Origin of the sequence: cyanobacterium endosymbiont of Epithemia turgida isolate EtSB Lake Yunoko, from assembly GCF_000829235.1 — a bacterium.
Classification (GTDB): Bacteria; Cyanobacteriota; Cyanobacteriia; order Cyanobacteriales; family Microcystaceae; genus Rippkaea.
In genome coordinates, this window is record NZ_AP012549.1 from 2,317,427 (window position 1) to 2,338,633 (window position 21,207).

Here is a 21,207-nt window from a genome sequence, read left to right on the forward strand (position 1 = left end):
CGACTAATACTAATAAATTTTTAAAAAGAACTGCCTCAATTTATTGATTGAACTAAAATACCAATTGTAATCACTAAAACAATAATTATATCAAACAACTTAATTGTTCTTCTTCTCTTTTAAAGAAAACTCTAAAATAATAAACTAAAAAACTGGGTAATCAATTAATTTTCATAACCCAGTTAATTAAAATAAATCTAAGATTCTCCTAAACTCTACAAAAGATAAACCAAGGTAAAAAGGATAATCCAAACTATGTCCACAAAGTGCCAATAAAGTTCTGCTGCCTCAACCCCAAAATGGGACTTACTAGAGTAATGTCCTTCTTCATTTGAACGCCACAATACTGCTAATATTAACAACAGACCAAAGGTAACATGAAGTCCGTGAAATCCAGTTAAAACGTAGAAACAACTGGCAAATAAATTAGTGGTTAATCCCATCTCTAGATGGAAGTACTCATACATCTGACCGATAAGGAAAACAATACCCATAACGGACGTGATACTAAACCAGAACTTCAACCCAGAAACGTTATTATTCTTAATAGCAGCTTGACCCTTATGCATCACAAAACTACTAGCAACCAAAATTATTGTATTAATCCCAGGTAATAATAATTCTAATTCTGGTGTTCCCTCGGGAGGCCAAACAGGAATTATCGTGCGATAAATAATAAAAGCAGCGAATAGTCCTAAAAAAATAGAACTTTCTGCTATTAGAAAAAGGGCAATCCCAAAAAAGCGATGGTCTGGATGGCCACTGTGAAGGTTAACAGTTATTTGTGGCTGTTCAATTGTTGATCCTTGCATGACTATTGTTTTATGAAATAATAGTGACAGAGTAAATCTAAGACAAAAACAACGAAAAGAATAGCGATCACGCATTATATAGATTAACCGTGATCGCTTTTGTTCATGAGCGGTATCTCAATTGAGAACCAACTTCTGCTAACATGTCGTCGACAGTCTCCTCTTCATTGACAACTTCCGAATCGGTACCGTAGTCGTAGGGACCTGTCCATAATACGGGTTCTTCTTCAAAGTTTTCAATGATGGGAGGAGAGGACGTTTGCCATTCTAGGGTATAGGCACGCCAGGGATTACGAGCAGCTTTTTCGCCTTGATTCAAACTCCAAAGGATATTGATAACAAAAGGAAGACTGGAAACAGCTAGAATGTAAGCCCCAATGGTGCAAATTAAATTGATGGGTTCAAACTGCACGTCATAAAGGGCAATACGACGATTCATCCCCATTAACCCCAATTTGTGCATAGGTAAAAAGGTAATATTCAACCCAATGAACAGAAGAATAAAGTGCAATTTACCCAGAGGTTCATTAATCATCCGCCCCGTCATCTTAGGGAACCAATGATAAAATCCGGCAAACAGTCCCATGGCTGCCCCACCGAAGAGGACATAATGAAAATGCCCAACTACAAAATAGGTATCATGGACGTGTATATTAAAGGGAACAGAAGATAACATAACTCCCGTTAAGCCACCCATGACGAAGGTTGCAATGAACCCAACTCCAAACAACATGGCAGTATTGAGATTCAGTTTTCCACCCCAAAGGGTTGCACTCCAACTAAAGATCTTAATCCCTGTGGGAACAGCGATCAGCATAGTAGCCGCCATAAAGAAGATCCGTAACCATCCTGGTGTTCCACTGGTGAACATATGGTGCGCCCAAACAATTAACCCTAAAAAGCTAATAGCTAAACTAGAGTAGGCGATCGCTCGATAGCCAAAAATCGGTTTGCGAGAGTGGACGGGTAATACTTCAGAAATAACGCCAAAAAAAGGCAGGATCATGATGTACACCGCCGGATGGGAGTAGAACCAGAACATATGCTGGTAAACAATCGGATCTCCTCCTCCTGTAGGGTTAAAGAAAGCAGTTCCGGCAATAAGATCAAAAGAGAGAAGTACTAATGCCGCAGCTAAAACCGGGGTAGAAAGTAAAATTAGGGCTGAGGTCGCTAACATCGACCAGCAAAACAGAGGCATGCTGTGGAGATCCATGTCCGGAATCCGCATTTTGAAGATGGTAGTAACAAAATTAATTGCCCCCAAAATCGAGGAGGTTCCCACCAATAAAACGCTTAAGATCCAAATTTCTTCCCCCCAAACCCCGCTAACTAAACTCAGGGGAGGATAGGAAGTCCAACCAGCCTGGGGAGCTCCATTAGGAACAAAAAAGCTGGCTAGCAAGAGAATACCCCCTGGAGGAGTCAACCAAAACGCCACCGCATTGAGGGTGGGAAAAGCCATATCTTCAGCCCCAATCATTAGGGGAATTAGATAATTAGCAAAAGCGGCCCCAGCCGGAACAATCCACAAGAAGATCATGATGGTTCCGTGGATGGTCATAAATTGGTTATATAAGGCCGGGGTAACGAAATCGGGGTCTGCGGTGGCTAATTCCGTACGAATGACTTCCGCAAAAGCCCCACCGATGAAGTAGAAAGCGAAAGAAGTGACGAGGTATTGGATCCCAATTACCTTATGGTCGGTGCTAAAGGTAAAATAATCTGTCCACTTCCTTTCTTTATGTGCCGTATAGTTTGATGCTACTACTGTTGTCATAGGACACTGAATGATACTTTAAAATGACTTAGAGATGGAATAGCCCAAATCAAGAATGATGATTTATAAGGTATATGGCAATGTGCACTAAGTAAGGTGACGAACAAGAGTTGTTGTACTCAACATGTTCCTTGAGTCTTCTGCATGATCCTTTAGGGATGGGGTATTAGAGCTAAGGTTTCCTTGTCGATACCCATTTTGTGAGCGTAGGGGCGAAGGAACTCTCCCCCAGAGAGATTTTCGGGATTAACTGCTACTGTTTTATCCAAACTCGCTTTTTGAATAGGTTTATTAGTTTCTTCCCATTGAGCATAAGTTTCTTCATCTTCAACGTGGAGAACAGATTTCATCCCACCATGGTAAGCTCCACATAGTTCAGCGCAGATAATGGGATAGTCTCCTTCGCGATTTGAGGTAAATGCTAAAGTCACATTTCGTCCAGGAATCGCATCTTGTTTAAGACGTAGTTGAGGAACCCAAAAGGCGTGTAGAACATCAGTTGCAGCAATAGTTAATTGAACGGGGCGATTTTTGGGAACATGAAGTTCTCCTGAAATGATTCCCGTCTCAGGATAAGTAAAAACCCAAGCATATTGCATTCCTTGAACTTTTACCATGAGGGGAACAATTTCCCCGCTCTCATTAGCAGAGGTTCCAATTCCTAAGGCAACTTGCTTGTGATTACCATCCATCGCAATTTGCTGAGGTGGGGTGTTATTAGAAATTAAGGGGTCAAGTCCCCCCATGTTGTCATAAACCTTGAAACTATAGAGAGCAAGGACGAAAACGATAATGGTAGGAATAGCTGTCCAAAAAATTTCTAAAGGGACATTGCCTTCTATGGGCGGCCCGTCAGTTTGATCGTTGGGACGACGACGAAATTTAATCAGACAAAATACAAGAGTCCCTTCCACTAGTAAAAAGAGGCCTATAGCAATGCTCATCATGAAATTGAAAATACTGTCTACTTGTGTGGCATCGTAAGATGCAGCTACTGGCATAAGTCCATGATTTTGACCGCACCAGAGACTAATTAGAGTGATTACGACACCAACAATAAGAGTGATGATATTACTGGGAATCTTCACGGTTGTTGATAAGAATATACAATTGACTACTTAATATCAACGGTAAAACATTCTTTTCAAAAAAGTGAGTATCTTTATGAGATCTTAAAGCAATCTTTTTTTTTTCTTTAGAATTAGATCGGCTCAGAGTTGTAGTAAGCTATAAATTTGGGTTTAACACTTATCAAATAAGATCATCGAACTTCTTGTGTAAATATTATAAATATAAAGATAAAGGTTGATTAAAAAAAATCAACCTTTAAAAATCTATAAATACTCTGTTCATGAGTTATTGGTGTATATTTTATTTTTTATTTAAATTATGTTTAATCTGATATTTTTACTTATACTGTAAAATGCTTAACTCAGTTAAACAAATTAAATTCTTAAATGGATGTCCATAGTTATCTATTATCAAGTTATAATGAAGATATAAATAGGTTTTTTTTCAAAAAAATAGACTCAACAGCAACTTTTTTTTATTAAGGCTAGAAAGCTGTGGGGTAATTAGTGTCGTCAAAACCTATCACCTATTTTGCCACAAAAAAATAGAAAGTATTAATAATAAATTGACGTTAATCAAAAGAAGAAACTATAGATTTTTAAAAAAAATTTATAGTTTCTTCTTTTGATTAACAGTGGTTTTGTTACCCTATATCATTAGCCGTTATGTAACAGAAACTACATAAAAAGTACTTCTCTTATTTAAGAATAACCATTAACTTTTTCTTGATAAAAGATAAACATAATGCTCAATTATACTGAGAGGGAGGAATTCCTTTCAGAAAAATCAACGCTTCAATTACCTTTCTTGCAATAGGCGCGGCCACTGTTGAGCCATAAGTATCTGCTCCTTGGGGTTCATCTACCACTGTCATAACCACATAGCGAGGATTATCTATCGGTACAATCGCCACAAAACTTGTTATTTTCGCACTAGGTAAATACCCTCCCCTAGGACCCGCTTTTTGGGATGTCCCTGTTTTGCCTCCAATCCGATAGCCTGAAATTTGAGATGCTTTCCCTGACCCATCAGTAACTACAGTTTCCATCATCTCTGCTACTTGCCGACTTACATGGGGTGACATAATCTGGGTAACTTTATGCTTGGGTTTCCAATGCAGATAACCATCAACATCAACTAATCCACGAACTAGATGGGGAGTCACTAATTTTCCTCCATTGGCCAACGCCCCATGTAATTGAACTAACTTGATAGGAGTTAAGGACAGACCTTGTCCAAAAGAGGCTGTAGCTACTTCAATTCCTTTTTTAGTGAAGACTTCTTCACTTTTGAGATAACCACTCACTTCCCCTGGCAAATCAATTCCTGTTTTTTTATTAATTTGTAATTGCTGTAACCGTTGATAGTAATCTTTACGACTTAATCGCCGCATCATATGAACCATAGCTACATTACTAGAAGTTTGTAAAATTTTAGCAATGTTAATCGCTCCATGTCCTATTCTAGTAGCATTGTAGATATTCCAACCATCCACCTGCACCGCTCCAGAATCGTGGATTACCGTATTTGGCTGGATCACTCCTGCTGTGAGGGCTAAAGCAACATTAATTGGTTTAAAAGTCGAGCCTGGTTCATAGAGATCAGTAACTGTCCAATTCTTAAATAGTTCTATTCTAGACTTATAGTATTTATTAGGATCAAAAGTTGGTTCACATACTAAAGATATCAACGAGCCATCAGTGCTATCCATAATAATTACTGCTCCCCGTTTAGCATGAAATTTTTTCAATTGCTGTCGAAGAGCAACCCGTGCTGCTCTCTGTATCCGCATATCTAAGGTTAACTGCACTCGCATATCATTAGATTTCAGCAAATCTTGAGGTAAAAAAGCAGGAACAATCTCTCCTAAGGCAGTACGACGCACGTATAAACTTAGTAAATCTCGTTCCAATAGCTTTTCCTGACTGCGTTCAATTCCTGCTTGGCCATTACGATCACTATCAACATAGCCAATCACCTCAGATACCATCTTTTCTTGAGGATAAAATCGAGTATAAGACTCGTTCAACTCCACCCCATCCAGACGCAATTTTTCAATTCTAGCCGCCTGTCCTTCTGTTAAACCACGAGCAATGGGAATGCCCGTATCACGCTGTTTAAAACGCTCAAATAGTTGTTGCGGGGTTTTATCATCGAGGATAGGACTAAGTTTAGCAGCTACTTCTTCTTTAGTTATTTTAAATTGAATAGGATGGACATAAAGAATATGTGCGAGGCGATCAGTCGCCAAAACATTACCCTGACTGTCAATGATAGATCGTCGCGGAATATAAGGTCTTAAATTAACCGTTTGTTGTAATCGGGCTTTTTTTTGTAATTCTGGTGCTTGAACAATCTGTAATTGATATAGTTTCACCCCTAAGCCAATCATTGCTCCTATCAAGACTCCCCAAACTAATAAAAGTCTCAACTGGGGTAGGGCAGTTCTTTTTTTAGAACTAGAGACTGCCAAAAAACTTCGAGGAATACAGCCATACAAGGCTGATTTTCGAGGTAAACGACTTTTTCTATCTGGATATTTAGATCTAGATGAAAACCGCTTGAAGTTAGATCTACTCATTGAGTTGTGGGAAGTTTGGCATTAGGAAATGAGCAACTTTGATGTTCTCCGTACTTTAAGCTATTACAATAGGAGTTTTCCAACCTCACGGATAGGGTTTTGGTGTTTCAATATATCATCGACTCCCTAAAAAACTAGTCAGTCTGGTTGGCTAGTTTAGCACAAACAATAATGTTTGACTATATTTACAGTAAATAGTGAGTATTGATGATACTCATGATAGTTCAGTAATTATTTACAACGCTTAATTCAATCCATTGAAGTATCAAAATAGCTATTTATGTTAATTAAGTTAATAAGCTATAGGACCTTCAGCCATCCAAGGGTTTCCCTGATTAGAAATCGTGGCATCAGTAACAGATAAAGGGACAACCTTAATATCCGGGAGAAAAATCAAGTCTTTTGGATGAAGTTGCGTTAAACCAGCTTCTGGTTTTTGGGCTTGTTGAGCTAATTGATGTTTTAAGACTTCATTAGCCCCAACTAAATAGCGTTCCTCCTGTTGTAGCTTAGTTAATTTTCTAAATTCTTGACTCCAGAGGGTCGGCATCCGAACTGTCCATCCATAAACACCTAAAGTTAAGGTCACTAGACAAAAAGCAAAAGTAGCAGAAATTTTGTTGATGAGTAAAAGAAATTGTAAATCATAATGTACTTTATCTTTTTTGCTCGATATGTTAGCGATTTTTCGGGAATTAACCGATGAATAAGTCGGTAAAGCTCTCCGTGATTTCTTTAAACGTGAGGATTTAGGAATAGGTTGATAATCACGTGCAGCAATCATAATCTAGTTGATATTTCAATTGGATTAGAAGTGACTTAAGAGAATTTCGATAAATCAATATCGGTAATTAATTCTTATGGAGTCTTGTCTGAAAGACGAGGATAACCTTCTTTATGTTGCATAATGACCAAACTGTTCTGAAATAGAAGACTTATCATATATAGAGTCTATACTAATCCGTTTAATGATTATCTCTGTGATTTTTTATGGTCTATTTCTCAAAAAAAAGTCGGTTTAATTTTGTGCTGCTTACAACAATTTACCTTAACTTCAGATTTTACATCTTACCTGTTCAAGGACAGCTGCAATTATATAATCCCATCCCCTTAGCTTCCAATAATAAAGTTATGGACACTCTTTCTGCTCAAGACATTCCTACCGGAGAAGGGGGATTTGCACGTGATTATTTAGTGGAACTTGAACATGGAGATCAGGTAGCAATTGACCTAATGTCTGAGGAATTTGATAGTGTTGTTTTACTATTAGCAGCTGACGGGTCTACCATTGCGGAAAATGATGACGGACCTGATGGTTCGACTAATTCTCTCTTATTTGCTCGAATTACTGAGAGTGGAAAGTATATCATCAGAATTCGTGCCTTTGGAGAGACAGGAGGTGGAAAATTTACCCTTAAATTAGATCGCCTACGTCCAGTTAAGAACTTACGTAACAAACCAGCAAGTTAAAATACTTAAGATTAAGGCTTCACTCCATTCTACTACTGCACCGTAGGTATCCCCTGTATGTCCACCTAAACGCTGATAAAACTAGAAACCATAATAGCAATAGTACTTCCAAGCACAGCTACCTTAACTCCCAATCACCAACGATGAACGTCGAAGAGAATTAATAATCCACTGAGGGTTAATAAACTTCCTAATCCTAAAAACAGATCTTGGGGTAATTTTATGCTCTGTTTGTGAAATACGCCTTTACCGGTAGGTTTTAGGTAATGATAAAAAGTGATAGCAGCTACCTGTCCCGATCTTCCCCATTCTGCGGCTATCATTAACACCAACCAACGGTAACTGGTTATCTCACTTAAAGCAATGGTTTTTAACCCTAATACAACTACCGCGTCCATTACACCAAAAGTTCCGGCTACACTATCTTGCATAATTTTCAACCGACGAGTAGAATCAGTTGCCCCTAATCCATCAGCTGTATCGATAGCACCGTCTAGGTGTAATCCTCCCGTTAAAACAAGTTAAACAGCAACAATTGAAACACTACGGATGACTATGGGAAATCCCACAAAGTTTAAGCCCATATCTGCTAGTCCTAACCCTCCTCCGAGTAATATTCCTAGTAATGGAGACCATCGAGCTAGTTGTTGAAACAACTGTGTCCATCGGGAAGGAAGGGTAATAAATAATTGTATAAAATGTAATCGTGCCTAAAAATGTTTTCAAATCATATTCAAGATGTTGAACAAGTTTTTTAATCATTTAGATACAGTTGCGCATTAACCGAAATAATTTCTTTAAATGTTAGTAAATTTACTGATTATAAGTGGTTGGGGAACCATAAGTATTTTACCAACTAACCCCTAAAATTTAGGTCAATCTGTAAGTCGCTAAACTTTAAAAAATATAAAATGTTAAAGATAGTTAAAAAAAGAGAGTAATAAATGTCAGGCTGCTCAGAAGTTCAGCTGACATGATTAGGAGAGTTAAAATTATAAAAGTTGACTTGTGCCCAAAATTTTCTTGCAAATTAGAGCGAAAACAGGAATTTTATGTTTAACTTAAAAAAAGTTAAATTAATTGGCAACTTAGTAAAAGTATCAAAAAATTTTAAAAAATAATTTTTAATTGGATTGTTTAAAAAGTACAACTATTATAAAATTTCTCGATAAATAAAAGAAAATCAATCTGGAAAAAGATGTATTTAATAGATATACAATTTATCCGAAAAAAGATTAAAATAATAATTTTAAATGGCTTAAAGTTAATTAAATATTTAAACAAAAGGAAACTAATTTAAACTAGATAATCAAATAATTTGTATTTGTTTATCGCTGTAAATAAAAACAAAAAAAATTATAAAGATTCATTAATCTCATAAACATAAAAAAGCCAAAAACTAAAAAGTTTTATAAAATAAAGTAAATGGAACTCAGAAATACTGTCAGAATAAAGAAATAGATAAAATAATTATTTTTGATGATCACTCAGTGCGTACAAGTGCTTTAGTTAAAGCCCAACTAAGACAATAGACAGAAAAAGGTTATATTGATTATTTCTACTATCTTCCTTATAGTCACCAATAAAAGTTACTATAAGAAAGATAGTAGAAATAAAAACTCATTAAATTGCCGGGAATATACATAAAAATGAATATTATTTAGCTAAATAAATAATGTTCATTTCAAGAGGGTCACTCTAAACAATATTAACTAAATTGATATAAATCAAACTCTAATTACTGAAGTATAAAGATACGAAATAATTCCCTTTTTCAAAGTTTATTTAAAGCTGCTTACTTAGCATAAGTATAAAGTAGATAACAATTTGAAAACAAGACTACCTTGAGTTATCTCTCGTCAAAACTTTAAGAAATAATCATGGGATCTTGGATTAGGATTGTATGGTAAGGAATTACTCTTACTCGTACATCACCGCCCATTAATTATTTACCGTTAGGTTAAATTAATGGTCGTATCTATAGGCAATTTCCCATGAATCATAACCACACCTCACACCCATTACCTGCTCCTTGTATTATTGACGTTGGTGTTATTATCAACAACGAAGATATGCGACGGGTTCTCAATGATTTAGTCCGTGTTCATTATATTCATACCTTTGATAAAGAAGTACAGAGTGAGGGGGAAGGATGGGTTGTCGAAGTTTTTAGCGATCCTCAGCAAGGGACTATCATTGCTAATCACTCTCTCTATCTTAATGTCCAAAGCTTCGACTATTTACAATTACACCGTTCACCTACTCAGAAAACTTACTTTGATCTAATGCAAGATCATCGTTGTCTAAGATTAATTCCCATTACTCACTCTTCTCAAACCTCAGAATTAAATTTCAATCTGGATGTTGATACCCTCGAAGCCATGGTTATTAAAGTTTTGGCTGCTAAATGGGATGTTCAATTGGACAACAAAGATGATGATTATCCTTTTTGAAAAAATTACATCGATTCAACTTGATTGGTTCTAGATTGGTGACTGCAGATTAGAGTGTGTACCCGCCATTGAAGAGAGGATTTAGGATAATCAATTCGATAATGTCCTCCACGACTTTCTGTTCGAAACAAGGCACTTTTTAAGATCAAGTAGGCAATATCCAGTAAATTTAAGGTTTCTGCACAAGTTCGTAGATGAGTGTGTGCTGTAGGAGAGTCAAAAACTATCTGTTGGCCAGGTTCTAAGTTCAGCACATATTGACTACTGTCGATATGCGTTAATTGTTCTCGCCAGTCTTTAACTTGGTCTAAAGCCGTTTGTAATAAACTTTGTTCTCGACAAATTCCTGCACTTTTCCAGAGTAAATTTGGTAAATCTCGATTAATCTTCTTGAGCAATTCTATTTCTGTGGTCCATTCTCCCTTTTTCCTTACAACCGAAACCTTGTATGGACTGATTGTCTGTGGTGAATTCACTTCGATGTTGGATAACTGCGCGGCAAACACCAAGCACTCTAACAGAGAATTACTGGCTAAACGATTTGCTCCATGAACTCCTGTACTAGCAGTTTCTCCAATAGCATAGAGTCCCTTAATAGAAGTCTCATTCTTAAGATTTACGCAAATGCCCCCCATCCAGTAATGGGCAGCTGGAGCCACAGGAATTGGCTCTTTAAACACATCTATCCCCCAATTTCGACATACCTGAATAATATTAGGAAAACGACGGCGAATTCGCTCAGATTCGATGGGACGTAAATCAAGGTAAACATAGTCGTGGGCAGGATTTACTGCCGTTTTTTGTAAGTGACTAAAAATAGCACGACTAACTACATCCCTGGGAGCTAACTCCCCATTTGGATGATAATCAAAAGTAAAGCGTCGCCCTTGGTGATCGATTAAGTGTGCTCCTTCTCCCCGCACTGCTTCACTAATAAGAAAATGAGGAGCATTATGTTTAATTAAAGCTGTTGGATGAAACTGAAAAAACTCTAGGTCCTTGAGGACGGCTCCTCCTCGCCAAGCTAAAGCCACACCATCCCCTGTACTAACAGTAGGATTAGTCGTTTGAGCATAAACTCGACCGCCTCCACCGGTGGCTAAAATTACCGCAGATGAGCGAACCCAATGAATTTGTCTTTGATATAGAACACTGACCCCTAGACATTGTTTTTGCAGAGAATCAAGCCACAATTTTAAAGCAACTGCTTGAGAAATAATTGTAATGTTGGAGCGTTCTAATACCTTCTCTGTGAGAGTACTAATGATTGCCCGTCCTGTAGTATCTGCTGCATGAAGCACACGAGGATGAGAATGGGCAGCTTCTAGAGTCATAGCCAATTGGCTATTTTTTCGGTCAAATGCTACTCCCATTTTCACTAAAGAATCAATCGCGCTAGGGGCTTCATTAACAAGGAATTCCACAGCACTATAATCACACAATTGAACACCCGCTTTGAGGGTATCTTCTAGATGAAATTGTGGAGAATCGTTAGCAGCGATCGCTGCTGCAATTCCTCCCTGCGCCCAATCACTAGCTCCTGTTTTTAAGGTATCTTTGGTGATTAATCCAACTCGATACTTTGGGGGCAAACACAAGGCACCATACAGTCCAGCTGCCCCTGAACCCACTACTAAAATATCAAATTGGGTTGTCAGAAGGTCAGCAGAAACAAGATTAGCTGATGATATCAAAGTAATAAAAAATGGTTGTCTATAAATTTTTTTTATTTTAACTTTTTTATCCTAGCCGCAGTCTTTCATCATTTTGGTTTGTTAATTAAATAACTCAAAAAATCCTCAGTTAAGAGTATTTTTATGAAAAAACTATTATTTTAATTAAATATTGATTAACAGCTTGGTCTAAACGCTCATTTTCTTCTGTTGCTTCAAGGGCAAGAAGAGTTACTAACATATTTGGATGTTTTTCCAGTTTTTACTGAGTCCAGATATTTCTAAAATCTATTTCACCTCTAGAATAAGGAGAGTTAACAATAATATTACTGGCTAGGTCAGGATGGAAATCACTTAATTCCAAAAACTAACGAATATTGCTGTTGTTTAAATTAAACTTTTTAGCATATTTTTTTGAGCATATAGAGTTAACTTTGTATCTATTAGGTTTAAAGTAGGTGTAGCTAATACCTGTTTCACAAATACCTAAACAACTAATTATTACAACTGAGATAGCGATAATACAAACTAAGGTTTTCATTGATTGAATTTCTCTCAATAAACTAAGATAATTTATCTTCTTAAACGATAAGCAAAAAATTCGGTTCGTCAATAAAAACAGATTAAGATGAGTTCGGTTTGTATTATGTTAGAAACAAATCCAATAGCTTCGAATTCTTTTCAGATTAGGGGTGTAGGGGAAAAAGCGGCTAACTAATTAGAAATCTGTAATAATTCAAGAAAAAGTTAAAAGAAGTCTTAAGCTGCTTTTTTCTCTATGATACTGTGGGTTTGTTTATTGTTGTTATCTCAGAGTAGCTTTTAAGACTGCTCAATGCTGCTTCGATTCCGCGATAACTCGATTTTAAATCAGTCTATTTTTTCTATTGTTCATATTTATGGTTATATCTATATTTACTTTCTACCAGTTTATATCTAGAACCAAACATGATCTACATATTATTTGACTAAGACAATTGAAAAAAGTATTGCTCAAAGGAGTTACTTTACAAAATTAATTCAACTCTAATAGCTCATAATATAAAGATACACAATAATTTGCTTTTTTAAATGTTTCTTCAGGGTTACCCACTCATAGGTTTAAGAAAATAAAATGGTTCTCTGAACCGATTATGGCAAAATTATGATAAACAAAAGCTAAAAATGAAGTTTTTGTTTATTAATCTGTTATACATAGTCTATGTAAACCAATAAAACTGCTTAATCATAAGTCAAATATTTCTATATTTCTTATTTCTATCTTTTTTCTGTCCGCCACTGCTGCATAACAACAGTAATGTCTGGCTTTCTTGTCAATAAAATACCTACTTGGGTTTCATTCCAACGTACCATCCAAGAAGGTTGAAATCCCAAAACTACAATACAAAAAGATAAGACAAAAGCAGGAATTCTTTCTGACCACAAAACACGGGGTAATTGAGCTAATTCAGGACTTAAGCGACCAAAAAAGACACGGTTAATCATCAATGAGAAATAAACTGCCGTTAAACCATTTCCAACTAAACATAATAAAGTTTGAATCGGAAAAATAGGAAAGCTCCCGCGAAATACTAAAAACTCTGCGATAAAACCAGCCATCCCTGGAATTCCAATGCTCGCCATTACTCCTAAAATCATTAAACTTCCTGTAATCGGTAAACCCCGTTGAGGGTTGAGCAACCCCTGTAAAAAGTCCACATCACGGCTTCCGGTCTTTTTATAAACTATTCCCACTAACAGAAATAATAGGGCAGAAATTAATCCGTGACTAACCATCTGAAAAGTAGCGGCAGTAACACTTAAGTGAGTGGCAGCCGCCGCAGCTAATAAGATATAGCCCATATGAGCAATAGAAGAATAGGCGACCACTTTCTTCATATCTTTTTGAATAATTGCGCATGATGCCCCATACAGAACATTAATAGCAGCCAATGTAGCTAACCATGGAGCTATAAATACCCAAGCATCGACAAACAATCCTATCCCAAAACGTAATAACCCGTAAGTTCCTAATTTCAATAGTATTCCTGCCAACAACACTGAAATAGGGGTAGAAGCTTCCACGTGGGCATCAGGTAACCAAGTGTGGAAAGGGAAAATGGGTATTTTAATCCCTAAACCAAGCATAAGGGGGGCTAGTAAAATTAACTGAGTTGATAAAGGTAAGGTATGGGTGCGTAATACTTCATAATCAAAGTTAGATAACTCTGAGAGCCATGCTAATCCTAAAAATGAAGTCAAAATTAGAATTCCTGAAACTGTTGTAGAGAGAAGAAATTTCATCGAGGCATAACCCCGCTTTGTTCCTCCCCAAATTCCAATGAGAAAATACAAGGGGATAATTTCTAACTCAAAAAAGAGAAAAAAGAGTAAAATATTTTGGGCAATAAATGCCCCCATTACCCCACTATTAAGAATTAAAATCAAGACATAATAAAACCGTGATCGCTTAATAGTTTGACTACTAGTATAAATCGAGATTAAGGTCAGCAAACTGTTGAGAAAAATCAGAGGAAATGATAGTCCATCAATACCCAAATAATAATTTAACCCAATCTTCGTAATCCAAGGTAAATACTCAGTAAATTGAATATTTGGATTATTAGGGTCAAAATTAAAGCTAAGAATAATATTGATAAGGAGAGGTATACTTGCGATTACTATAGCCAACAATCGACAATGGACTGAATTTAACTTTCCTGGCCAAACAGCGATTAGGATAGCTCCTACTAATGGAATCCAAATCAAGGCGCTGAGTATCATTAATACATCGACTCCTTCCTGCTACTAAAAATTTAAATTAACTTCAATAAATTAAAGATGACCAATAGTTAATCATCATTCCCCACTCTTCACTAATAAAAAAACACACCAATAAACTTACTCCGATTAAAATGGTTAAGATGTAAAATTGTGATTGTCCAGATACATTATATTTTAAAATATTACCACTAAAAATAGTAGCTAAACCCACTAAATTAACTACTCCATCTACTACATGGCGATCAAACCAAACAGTCAAATAAGATATTTTTTCTACTGCTGCTACCACCGTTACTTCATAAACACGGTTGAGGTAAAAGTTATGAGCAAATAAATCTTGAAAAAACCGCAGATACAATTGAGTCGGCCGAGTCCAAGACCTTCGTAGGGGACTAACAATTCCAAGGAGACAACCAATGATTCCTGACCCAATTGAAAGGGGAATTGCCCATTGAACAATGATAATGTCTTTATCGGTAAAAGGTGGTACAGCTGATAACCAAAATGTCCAGCGAATTGGAACAATAGAAGAAATTAGAGTTGTTAAGGTTAACATTACCATCGGAAAAGCTATCGGCCAGGCAACTTCGGGAGTTCGACGGGTTTTAGGCTGAGGATTTCCTAGAAATACTAAACGGAATACACGGGTTAAATTCCAAGAACACAACAAATTTACAAATAGGACAATTGCACATAACCATTTAGGAACATTCCAATCACCATTAAACCACCGTTGTAATGTCCAAAACATTCCTAAAGGTAACAATGCAACTAATCCTGCAGCACCTGTCATAAAACTGATAGTAGTAGCGGGCATCCTTGCCCAAATTCCTCCCATTTCTGTTATATTTTGACTATAGGTCGTTAAAATAACCGCTCCTGCACTCATAAATAATAAAGCTTTAGTGATCGCATGGATAAAAACTAATAATAAAGCAATATCGACTTGACCTAATCCAACAGCAATAAAGACCAATCCCAAATAAGCACTGGTGGAATGGGATAGGGTTCGTTTGATATCAATTTGTGCTAAAGCCATCAACGAAGTTCCTACCGCCGTTACTGACCCTAATATGATTAGTACCGCAGAAGATACGGGGGATAGGGTAAACACGGGTTGTAATTTAATTAACACATAAGCTCCAGCAGAAACTACTACCGAATTTCGCATAATTCCGGCAGGGTTCGGTCCTTCCATCGCTTTATCAAGCCATAGATTAAGCGGAAATTGAGCACATTTACCTGTAGGCCCAGCGATCAACGATATTCCTAATAACGCTGCCGTTAAAGGGGCTAGATTTGAGTTAATTGCCCATTTTTCGAGTTCAGAAAAGGTCAACCCTTCTCCATAACTAGAAAGAGTAACTAATCCCATTAATAAAATAATATCCCCCACACGCTTGGTTAAAAACGCATCTCTGGCCGCAGTCGCTACTAACGGTTGAGCGTACCAGAAACCGACTAAAAGGTATGTAGACAGAGTAAGAATTTCTAAAAGCCCATAACTCAGCAATAAAGAATCACTGAGAGCAATTCCGCCTAAAGCCGCTTCAAATATTCCTATTAATCCGAAAAATCTAGCTAAAGACCAATCTTTTTCCAGATAACCTAGAGCATAAAATTGAGCAAGTAGGCTAATTCCGTTAACTAATCCCAACGCTCCTAAACTAATTGGAGACAGTTCTATGGTCAAGGACAAATCTAAATCAGCTACCTGAAGCCATTGAAATATTAGTTGTTCAGGTTGGTGTCCCCAAATAACATAAAAAGCTAATAAACTGTGAATAAAGGCAATACTTATCATTAATAGACTCAGGTAGGCCGCTGGTCTAGGTCCTGTGTGACGAATGATTCCTAAAGACCAGGGTAGGGTTAACACCGAACCAATTAGACTGTAAATCGGGATTAACCAACTACTGTGTACAATAAAACTGCTCATCTAAAGTAGATTATTTAAGGGTCTTTACTTTTATAGAGCATATCAGTTTTTATACTTAGTTTCTACTTCATATAAATAGGAAGTCCCAATTTTCCGGACAAGTAAAGCCGAATCGATTCCCGTCGACTATGACATATCAATAGCCGGGTTTTTAGAAAGTCTTTTGAGCATTGTTATTGTTTTTAAATTTTCTCTGACTTTTAGTTATCAAATTCATTAAACTGATTGACATGATTGACAAGTATAATAAGTTATCTATACTTTCTTTCAAAAGGTAAATTATAGAGGGTTAGTTAATAGCTTAAATACTGTTTAAATTCAAAAAATACATCCTCATCCAAACTAAATTAGATAGAGATTAAACTAATTATTATTAATTAAACTATTGAATAGTTATTCTGATACTCTATCATTAGATAGCATAAATAAAATATAAAATAGTTTAATTTTCTCCAAAAATAACAAAAGATTAGTATAAGCACATATTTATAAGTTTTGTATTAGTTATTAACTTTTACTAATTATAATTTTCAAAAATATAATAGTAATTTCTATTGTAAAAGGTACCACGTTTGCCTATTCTTTAATATATGTATAGGTTGATATATCAGCTACTCCAGTCGAGTTCCTTTTCTCTGCATCCTTAAGCTAAAAATATGACAGGTTCAGAAAGATAGATCGTAACCGATAGGAAACTGATAGGATAAGTCACTCTCCTATTCCTGTGTCAGGCATCAATGCAATGAGATTATTCCCCGACAGGAAAATAGTTCATAGCTAGATAATTGATTTACTTTGTACCGTTGTTTAGTTTCGCGATCACAAGGAAATCCAGTATGCCAATTGCCGTTGGAATGATTGAAATAAAAGGGTTTCCTACCGTTGTAGAAGCGGCGGATGCTATAATGGACAAAGCTGCCCGTGTCACCGTTATTGTTACGAGGCGATGTATCTGAAGTATAAGTTTCAGTATCCGCAGGAATTGAAAATGCCGGCCGCGTCAATTGTGGACAAGGTTTCTCAACCCATATTATTGCCCGTCTACACGACAACCTAGAATACTTATTATTCATTCCTTATACCAAAGCCGTAGAACAATTGTGCGAAAGTATCAATCTTCCTTTAAGAGGAGTATGAACGACAACTAGTAGTTAATCATAATGTAAATTGCTGAAGTTAAAGATACCGTCGTCAGAACTGTAGTTTAACAAGACTTAAGCTCCTATTAGTACAGTTTATGGATGTTCAAGGTTAATATTAAATAGCAGGAGACATTGTGTATGCAAGGCTTAAGAAATGAGTCTTAGTATCAAGAGAAAGTGCTGCTTCTGCCGAAATATCTAAACCTTTACAGGAAACTAAATTAGAAATAAATAGGTTTTCTACTAATCATAATGACTTGATTTCTTTACCTTCAATATAAACAAAATTGGTGGTTAATCGCCCTATTGACAATGACTCTATTTCTAATAGCAATAATTTTTCTCATCATCTGCAAACGACTAAAGAGAAAGAAACTGATTTTTTAGTGGAAGACATAGAATATATTTTGTTAGAAAAGACAACCACAATTGAAGAGAATACCGAAATTATGAAACAAACTAACCCCAATCCAGCTTCACCAGTAGAGAAACCCAATTCTCCTATTATCGGATAAATTTATATCAACAAGCTTTTATGTACTTTGTTCCCTGAAAGTCAAGCTTTTAATCGTTATCAATAATATAAATTGTTATGAGTATTAATGAGTAATTAGCCACAATATTGGTTTTTTTGCCGGAAGTAATGAGATTAAATAGTAGATAATTATATGATTTATTTTTTTTAGTATGATTGATAATCATCTCTTTTATAAAAAATTTGGTTTTGTTAGTCACTCATTTTCTTTGAATAAACTTCTTATCTCTAAGTTCTTTAACCTGTCTTCTCTGACTAAGTTAGTCTTATAGAGACTTTATTTTTTATTTTTTCACTGTTAAAGGAACAACTTGATGAGCAAGAATCTTTAAATATACTAAATAAATTCTAAATTTTTGAAAAAATGTAGAAAAAAAAATAAAAAGCTGTCACTTAAAATGCATTAATTACCTCAATTATTCTGTCTATACATCGTAATCAAAAAATTATGAATAAGCAATAAATAAAGCACAACTATCTATGATATGATTGGGGCTTGAAGAACGAATAAGCAAAATAACGGTGAGCTAAATACCACTTCTAGCGACTGAATAACTTCTTAAAATATTTTCTCTATTGCGGGTAGGTTCAGACTTAACTTTTATACAGATCAATGAGAAATTAATCATACCATTCATGGAGGAATTATTATATGGTACAAGCCCAATTTAATCAGAGTTTAAGGCTGGTGTTCAGGACTATCATCTGACCTATTACACCCTCGACATATACCCCAAAAAACACTGATCTACTTGCGTGTTTCCGTATGACACCCCAACCTGGAGGTCTTTCTGAAGAAGCAAGTGCGGCAGTTGTGACAGAATCCTCTGGCGGAACCTGGACAACAGTTTGAACAGTTAATTTAACTGACTTAGATCCTTATAAAGGTCGTTGTTATGACATCGAAGCTATTCCTAACAAGGATAATCAATATTTTTACTTTATTGCCTATTCTTTAGATTTATTTGAAGAAGGATATGTTACTAACGTTCATACCTCTCTAGTAGGTAATGTATTTGGATTTAAAGCACTGCGAGCACTACTTTTAGAAGATATTCGGTTTTCTGTTGTCTTAATTAAAACCTTCCAAGGACCTCCTTATGAAATTACGGTTGAACGGGACAAATTAAACAAGTATGATCGTCCTTTATTAAGATGTACTATTAAGCCGAAACTCGGTCTGTCTGCTAACAATTAACTATGGACGCGCTGTTTATGAATGTTTACTCGGTGGCTTAGACTGTACTAAAGATGACAAAAATATTAACTCTCAACCCTTCATGCGCTGGTGTGATCGCTTCCTCTTCGTCCGAGACACACAAAAGCACAAGTGGAAACTAATGAGGTTAAAGGTCATTATCTTAACGTTACTGCTGGTACTTTTGAAGAAATGCTCAAGCGAGCAGAATTTACCAAAGAAATTGGTACTCCCATCATCATGCATGACTTCATAACCGGGATCTCTACAGCAAACACCACCTTGGTGAGGTATTGTCGTGGTAATGGATTATTACTGTAGATTCACCGTACAATGCACGCAGTAATTGATCATCAGAAAAACTATGGTATTGATTTCCACGTTCTAGCTAAGTGTTTACTTCTATATGCCGATGATAACCTTCATTCTGGAACCGTTGTTGGCAAATTAGAAGGGAAACTAGGCATAATCACTATGGGTTTTGTTGACCTGATGTGTGAAGACTATATTAAAGAAGACCGTACTTGTGGTATATTCTTCACCTAAGACTATGCATCTATACCTGGAATCATGCCTGTTGCTTCTGGTGGTATCCATGTATGGCATATACCCGCCTTAGTAGAAATTTTTGGAGATAATTCTTGTTTTCAGTTTGGTGGTGGTACTTTAGGATATTCTTGGGGCAATGCACCCAGTGTAATCGCTGACCGTGTAGCTCTCGAAGCTTCTATTCAAGCCCGTGATGAAAGCTGGTTTGTGTCTGGTGAAGCCGAAAACCAAGTTATCCATAAAGCTTGTAAGTGGAGTCCTCAATTAGCTACCGCTTGCAAATTATGGAAAAAAGTCAAGTTCGAATTTGAGGTAATGGACACACTCTAATTTAGAGATAGTTTTTAATTTCTTCAAAATTAAAAGTATTTATGTAAAAATACTCACAACTGATAATCATATCCTGATTTGGATAAGGAGTAATCTATGAAATATAAATAGCCAAAGAAACGGTTTAATTTTGACAAAAATACCTAACTCACTAAACAGTTTGTCCTATTCATTATCAATCAGTTATCCGAAACTAAACCAACTCAGGTTCTTTAGCTGACTCAATATAAGTCATCCCATAATATAAAAAAGGGAGAAGTATATTTAGAGGAGTTAATAGCTCAAAATAAAGAATTAGTATTGCCGATTATGTCAATACTATGGCATCTGCTAAAAATGGCACTGGAATTTTTACCAAAGATGGTAATGGATGGAATTAGTCAGGCAAATATGAAACACCATCGTCAGTTATGAACACAACTGATTCAGTTCCAAGCAGTAATTGATAACCATAATCCAGAAATCTCTGAGTTTGAAGATAGATGACTCAAATAATCCTTAAAATAGTTAATTGAACAAAATAGATAAACCATGAAAACTTTACCTAAAGAGCGTCGTTACGAAACCTTTTTTTACCTACCTCCATTAACTGATCAACAAATTACCAAGCAAATTGAGAATATGTTAGATCAAGGGTTTATTGCTGGAGTTGAGTTTGAATAAAATCCTGATCCTAGAACCTATTTATGGACAATGTGGAAGTTGTCTTTGTTTAGCTTTATTTAGTGCTTCTTACGCCGAGGAAGTGTGAGCAGAAGTCCGTAAATGTAGTTCTGAGTATCCCAATTCCTATATTCTTATGATTGCTTTTGACAATATCAAATAATGTTAAATCATAAGCCTTATTGTTCATAAGCCCAACACTCATGGATATTAATTTTTTGAAACTAACTTGAAATACCTTTTCAGTT

14 protein-coding genes and 4 pseudogenes are annotated in these 21,207 nt (G+C 36.0%); 7 read left to right on the forward strand and 11 right to left on the reverse strand.

Going from position 1 to position 21,207, the window contains the following annotated elements:
- Positions 1–215: 215 nt before the first annotated feature.
- From ETSB_RS07225 to ETSB_RS07245, 5 genes are all read right to left on the reverse strand, one after another.
- On the reverse strand, positions 216–812 hold the full coding sequence (locus tag ETSB_RS07225) for a cytochrome c oxidase subunit 3 (protein WP_044107163.1): 597 nt from the start codon (positions 810–812) through the stop codon (positions 216–218).
- 103 nt (positions 813–915) lie between these two features.
- Positions 916–2,592, reverse strand: a complete 1,677-nt coding sequence (gene ctaD / locus ETSB_RS07230; protein ID WP_044107165.1) for a cytochrome c oxidase subunit I — start codon at positions 2,590–2,592, stop codon at positions 916–918.
- 152 nt (positions 2,593–2,744) lie between these two features.
- Positions 2,745–3,680: a cytochrome c oxidase subunit II gene (locus ETSB_RS07235; RefSeq protein WP_044107166.1), complete on the reverse strand. Its 936-nt coding sequence runs from the start codon at positions 3,678–3,680 to the stop codon at positions 2,745–2,747.
- Positions 3,681–4,411: 731 nt separating this feature from the next.
- Positions 4,412–6,055: a peptidoglycan D,D-transpeptidase FtsI family protein gene (locus tag ETSB_RS07240; RefSeq protein WP_232509922.1), complete on the reverse strand. Its 1,644-nt coding sequence runs from the start codon at positions 6,053–6,055 to the stop codon at positions 4,412–4,414.
- Positions 6,056–6,536: 481 nt separating this feature from the next.
- Positions 6,537–7,028, reverse strand: coding sequence for a hypothetical protein (locus ETSB_RS07245; RefSeq protein WP_044107168.1), 492 nt, complete (start codon positions 7,026–7,028; stop codon positions 6,537–6,539).
- A gap of 206 nt (positions 7,029–7,234) precedes the next feature.
- On the opposite strand from ETSB_RS07245, the gene ETSB_RS07250 reads away from it, so the two are divergent.
- A complete protein-coding gene (locus ETSB_RS07250; protein WP_044107169.1) occupies positions 7,235–7,714 on the forward strand; it encodes a PPC domain-containing protein in 480 nt (159 codons plus the stop codon).
- Here the strand turns inward: ETSB_RS07250 and ETSB_RS10700 are convergent.
- The 3 genes and pseudogenes from ETSB_RS10700 to ETSB_RS10710 all read right to left on the reverse strand — a co-directional run.
- Positions 7,691–7,759, reverse strand: a pseudogene (locus ETSB_RS10700) (hypothetical protein); the annotation flags it as partial. The gene ETSB_RS07250 and the pseudogene ETSB_RS10700 overlap by 24 nt on opposite strands.
- Before the next feature lie 89 nt (positions 7,760–7,848).
- Positions 7,849–8,199 carry an adenosylcobinamide-GDP ribazoletransferase gene (locus tag ETSB_RS10705; protein ID WP_332403823.1) on the reverse strand — a complete coding sequence of 117 codons (351 nt, stop codon included), beginning with the start codon at positions 8,197–8,199 and terminating at the stop codon, positions 7,849–7,851.
- Positions 8,200–8,235: 36 nt separating this feature from the next.
- Complete coding sequence (locus ETSB_RS10710) at positions 8,236–8,370, reverse strand: hypothetical protein (RefSeq protein ID WP_332403809.1); 135 nt, start codon at positions 8,368–8,370, stop codon at positions 8,236–8,238.
- Positions 8,371–9,708: 1,338 nt separating this feature from the next.
- Here ETSB_RS10710 and ETSB_RS07260 point away from each other — a divergent pair.
- Entirely contained in the window at positions 9,709–10,167 is a 459-nt protein-coding gene (locus ETSB_RS07260; protein WP_044107170.1) for a hypothetical protein, read from the forward strand.
- A gap of 5 nt (positions 10,168–10,172) precedes the next feature.
- Here ETSB_RS07260 and nadB read toward each other — a convergent pair whose 3' ends face one another.
- The 3 genes from nadB to ETSB_RS07275 all read right to left on the reverse strand — a co-directional run bounded on the left by nadB (position 10,173) and on the right by ETSB_RS07275 (position 16,542).
- Positions 10,173–11,867: an L-aspartate oxidase gene (nadB, locus tag ETSB_RS07265; protein WP_044107172.1), complete on the reverse strand. Its 1,695-nt coding sequence runs from the start codon at positions 11,865–11,867 to the stop codon at positions 10,173–10,175.
- A gap of 1,230 nt (positions 11,868–13,097) precedes the next feature.
- Positions 13,098–14,600: an NADH-quinone oxidoreductase subunit M gene (locus tag ETSB_RS07270; protein ID WP_044107682.1), complete on the reverse strand. Its 1,503-nt coding sequence runs from the start codon at positions 14,598–14,600 to the stop codon at positions 13,098–13,100.
- 46 nt (positions 14,601–14,646) lie between these two features.
- Complete coding sequence (locus ETSB_RS07275) at positions 14,647–16,542, reverse strand: NAD(P)H-quinone oxidoreductase subunit F (protein WP_044107173.1); 1,896 nt, start codon at positions 16,540–16,542, stop codon at positions 14,647–14,649.
- Positions 16,543–17,378: 836 nt separating this feature from the next.
- On the opposite strand from ETSB_RS07275, the pseudogene ETSB_RS07280 reads away from it, so the two are divergent.
- The 5 genes and pseudogenes from ETSB_RS07280 to ETSB_RS07295 all read left to right on the forward strand — a co-directional run bounded on the left by ETSB_RS07280 (position 17,379) and on the right by ETSB_RS07295 (position 21,122).
- Positions 17,379–17,679 (forward strand): annotated as a pseudogene (locus ETSB_RS07280) (BMC domain-containing protein).
- 295 nt (positions 17,680–17,974) lie between these two features.
- Positions 17,975–18,199, forward strand: coding sequence for a hypothetical protein (locus tag ETSB_RS10125; protein ID WP_044107175.1), 225 nt, complete (start codon positions 17,975–17,977; stop codon positions 18,197–18,199).
- Positions 18,200–18,924: 725 nt separating this feature from the next.
- Positions 18,925–20,296: pseudogene (locus ETSB_RS07290) on the forward strand (ribulose-1,5-bisphosphate carboxylase/oxygenase large subunit).
- Between the two features lie 276 nt (positions 20,297–20,572).
- Positions 20,573–20,710, forward strand: coding sequence for a chaperonin family protein RbcX (locus tag ETSB_RS10360; RefSeq protein WP_232509923.1), 138 nt, complete (start codon positions 20,573–20,575; stop codon positions 20,708–20,710).
- Positions 20,711–20,827: 117 nt separating this feature from the next.
- Positions 20,828–21,122, forward strand: a pseudogene (locus ETSB_RS07295) (ribulose bisphosphate carboxylase small subunit).
- The last annotated feature ends 85 nt before the right edge of the window (positions 21,123–21,207 follow it).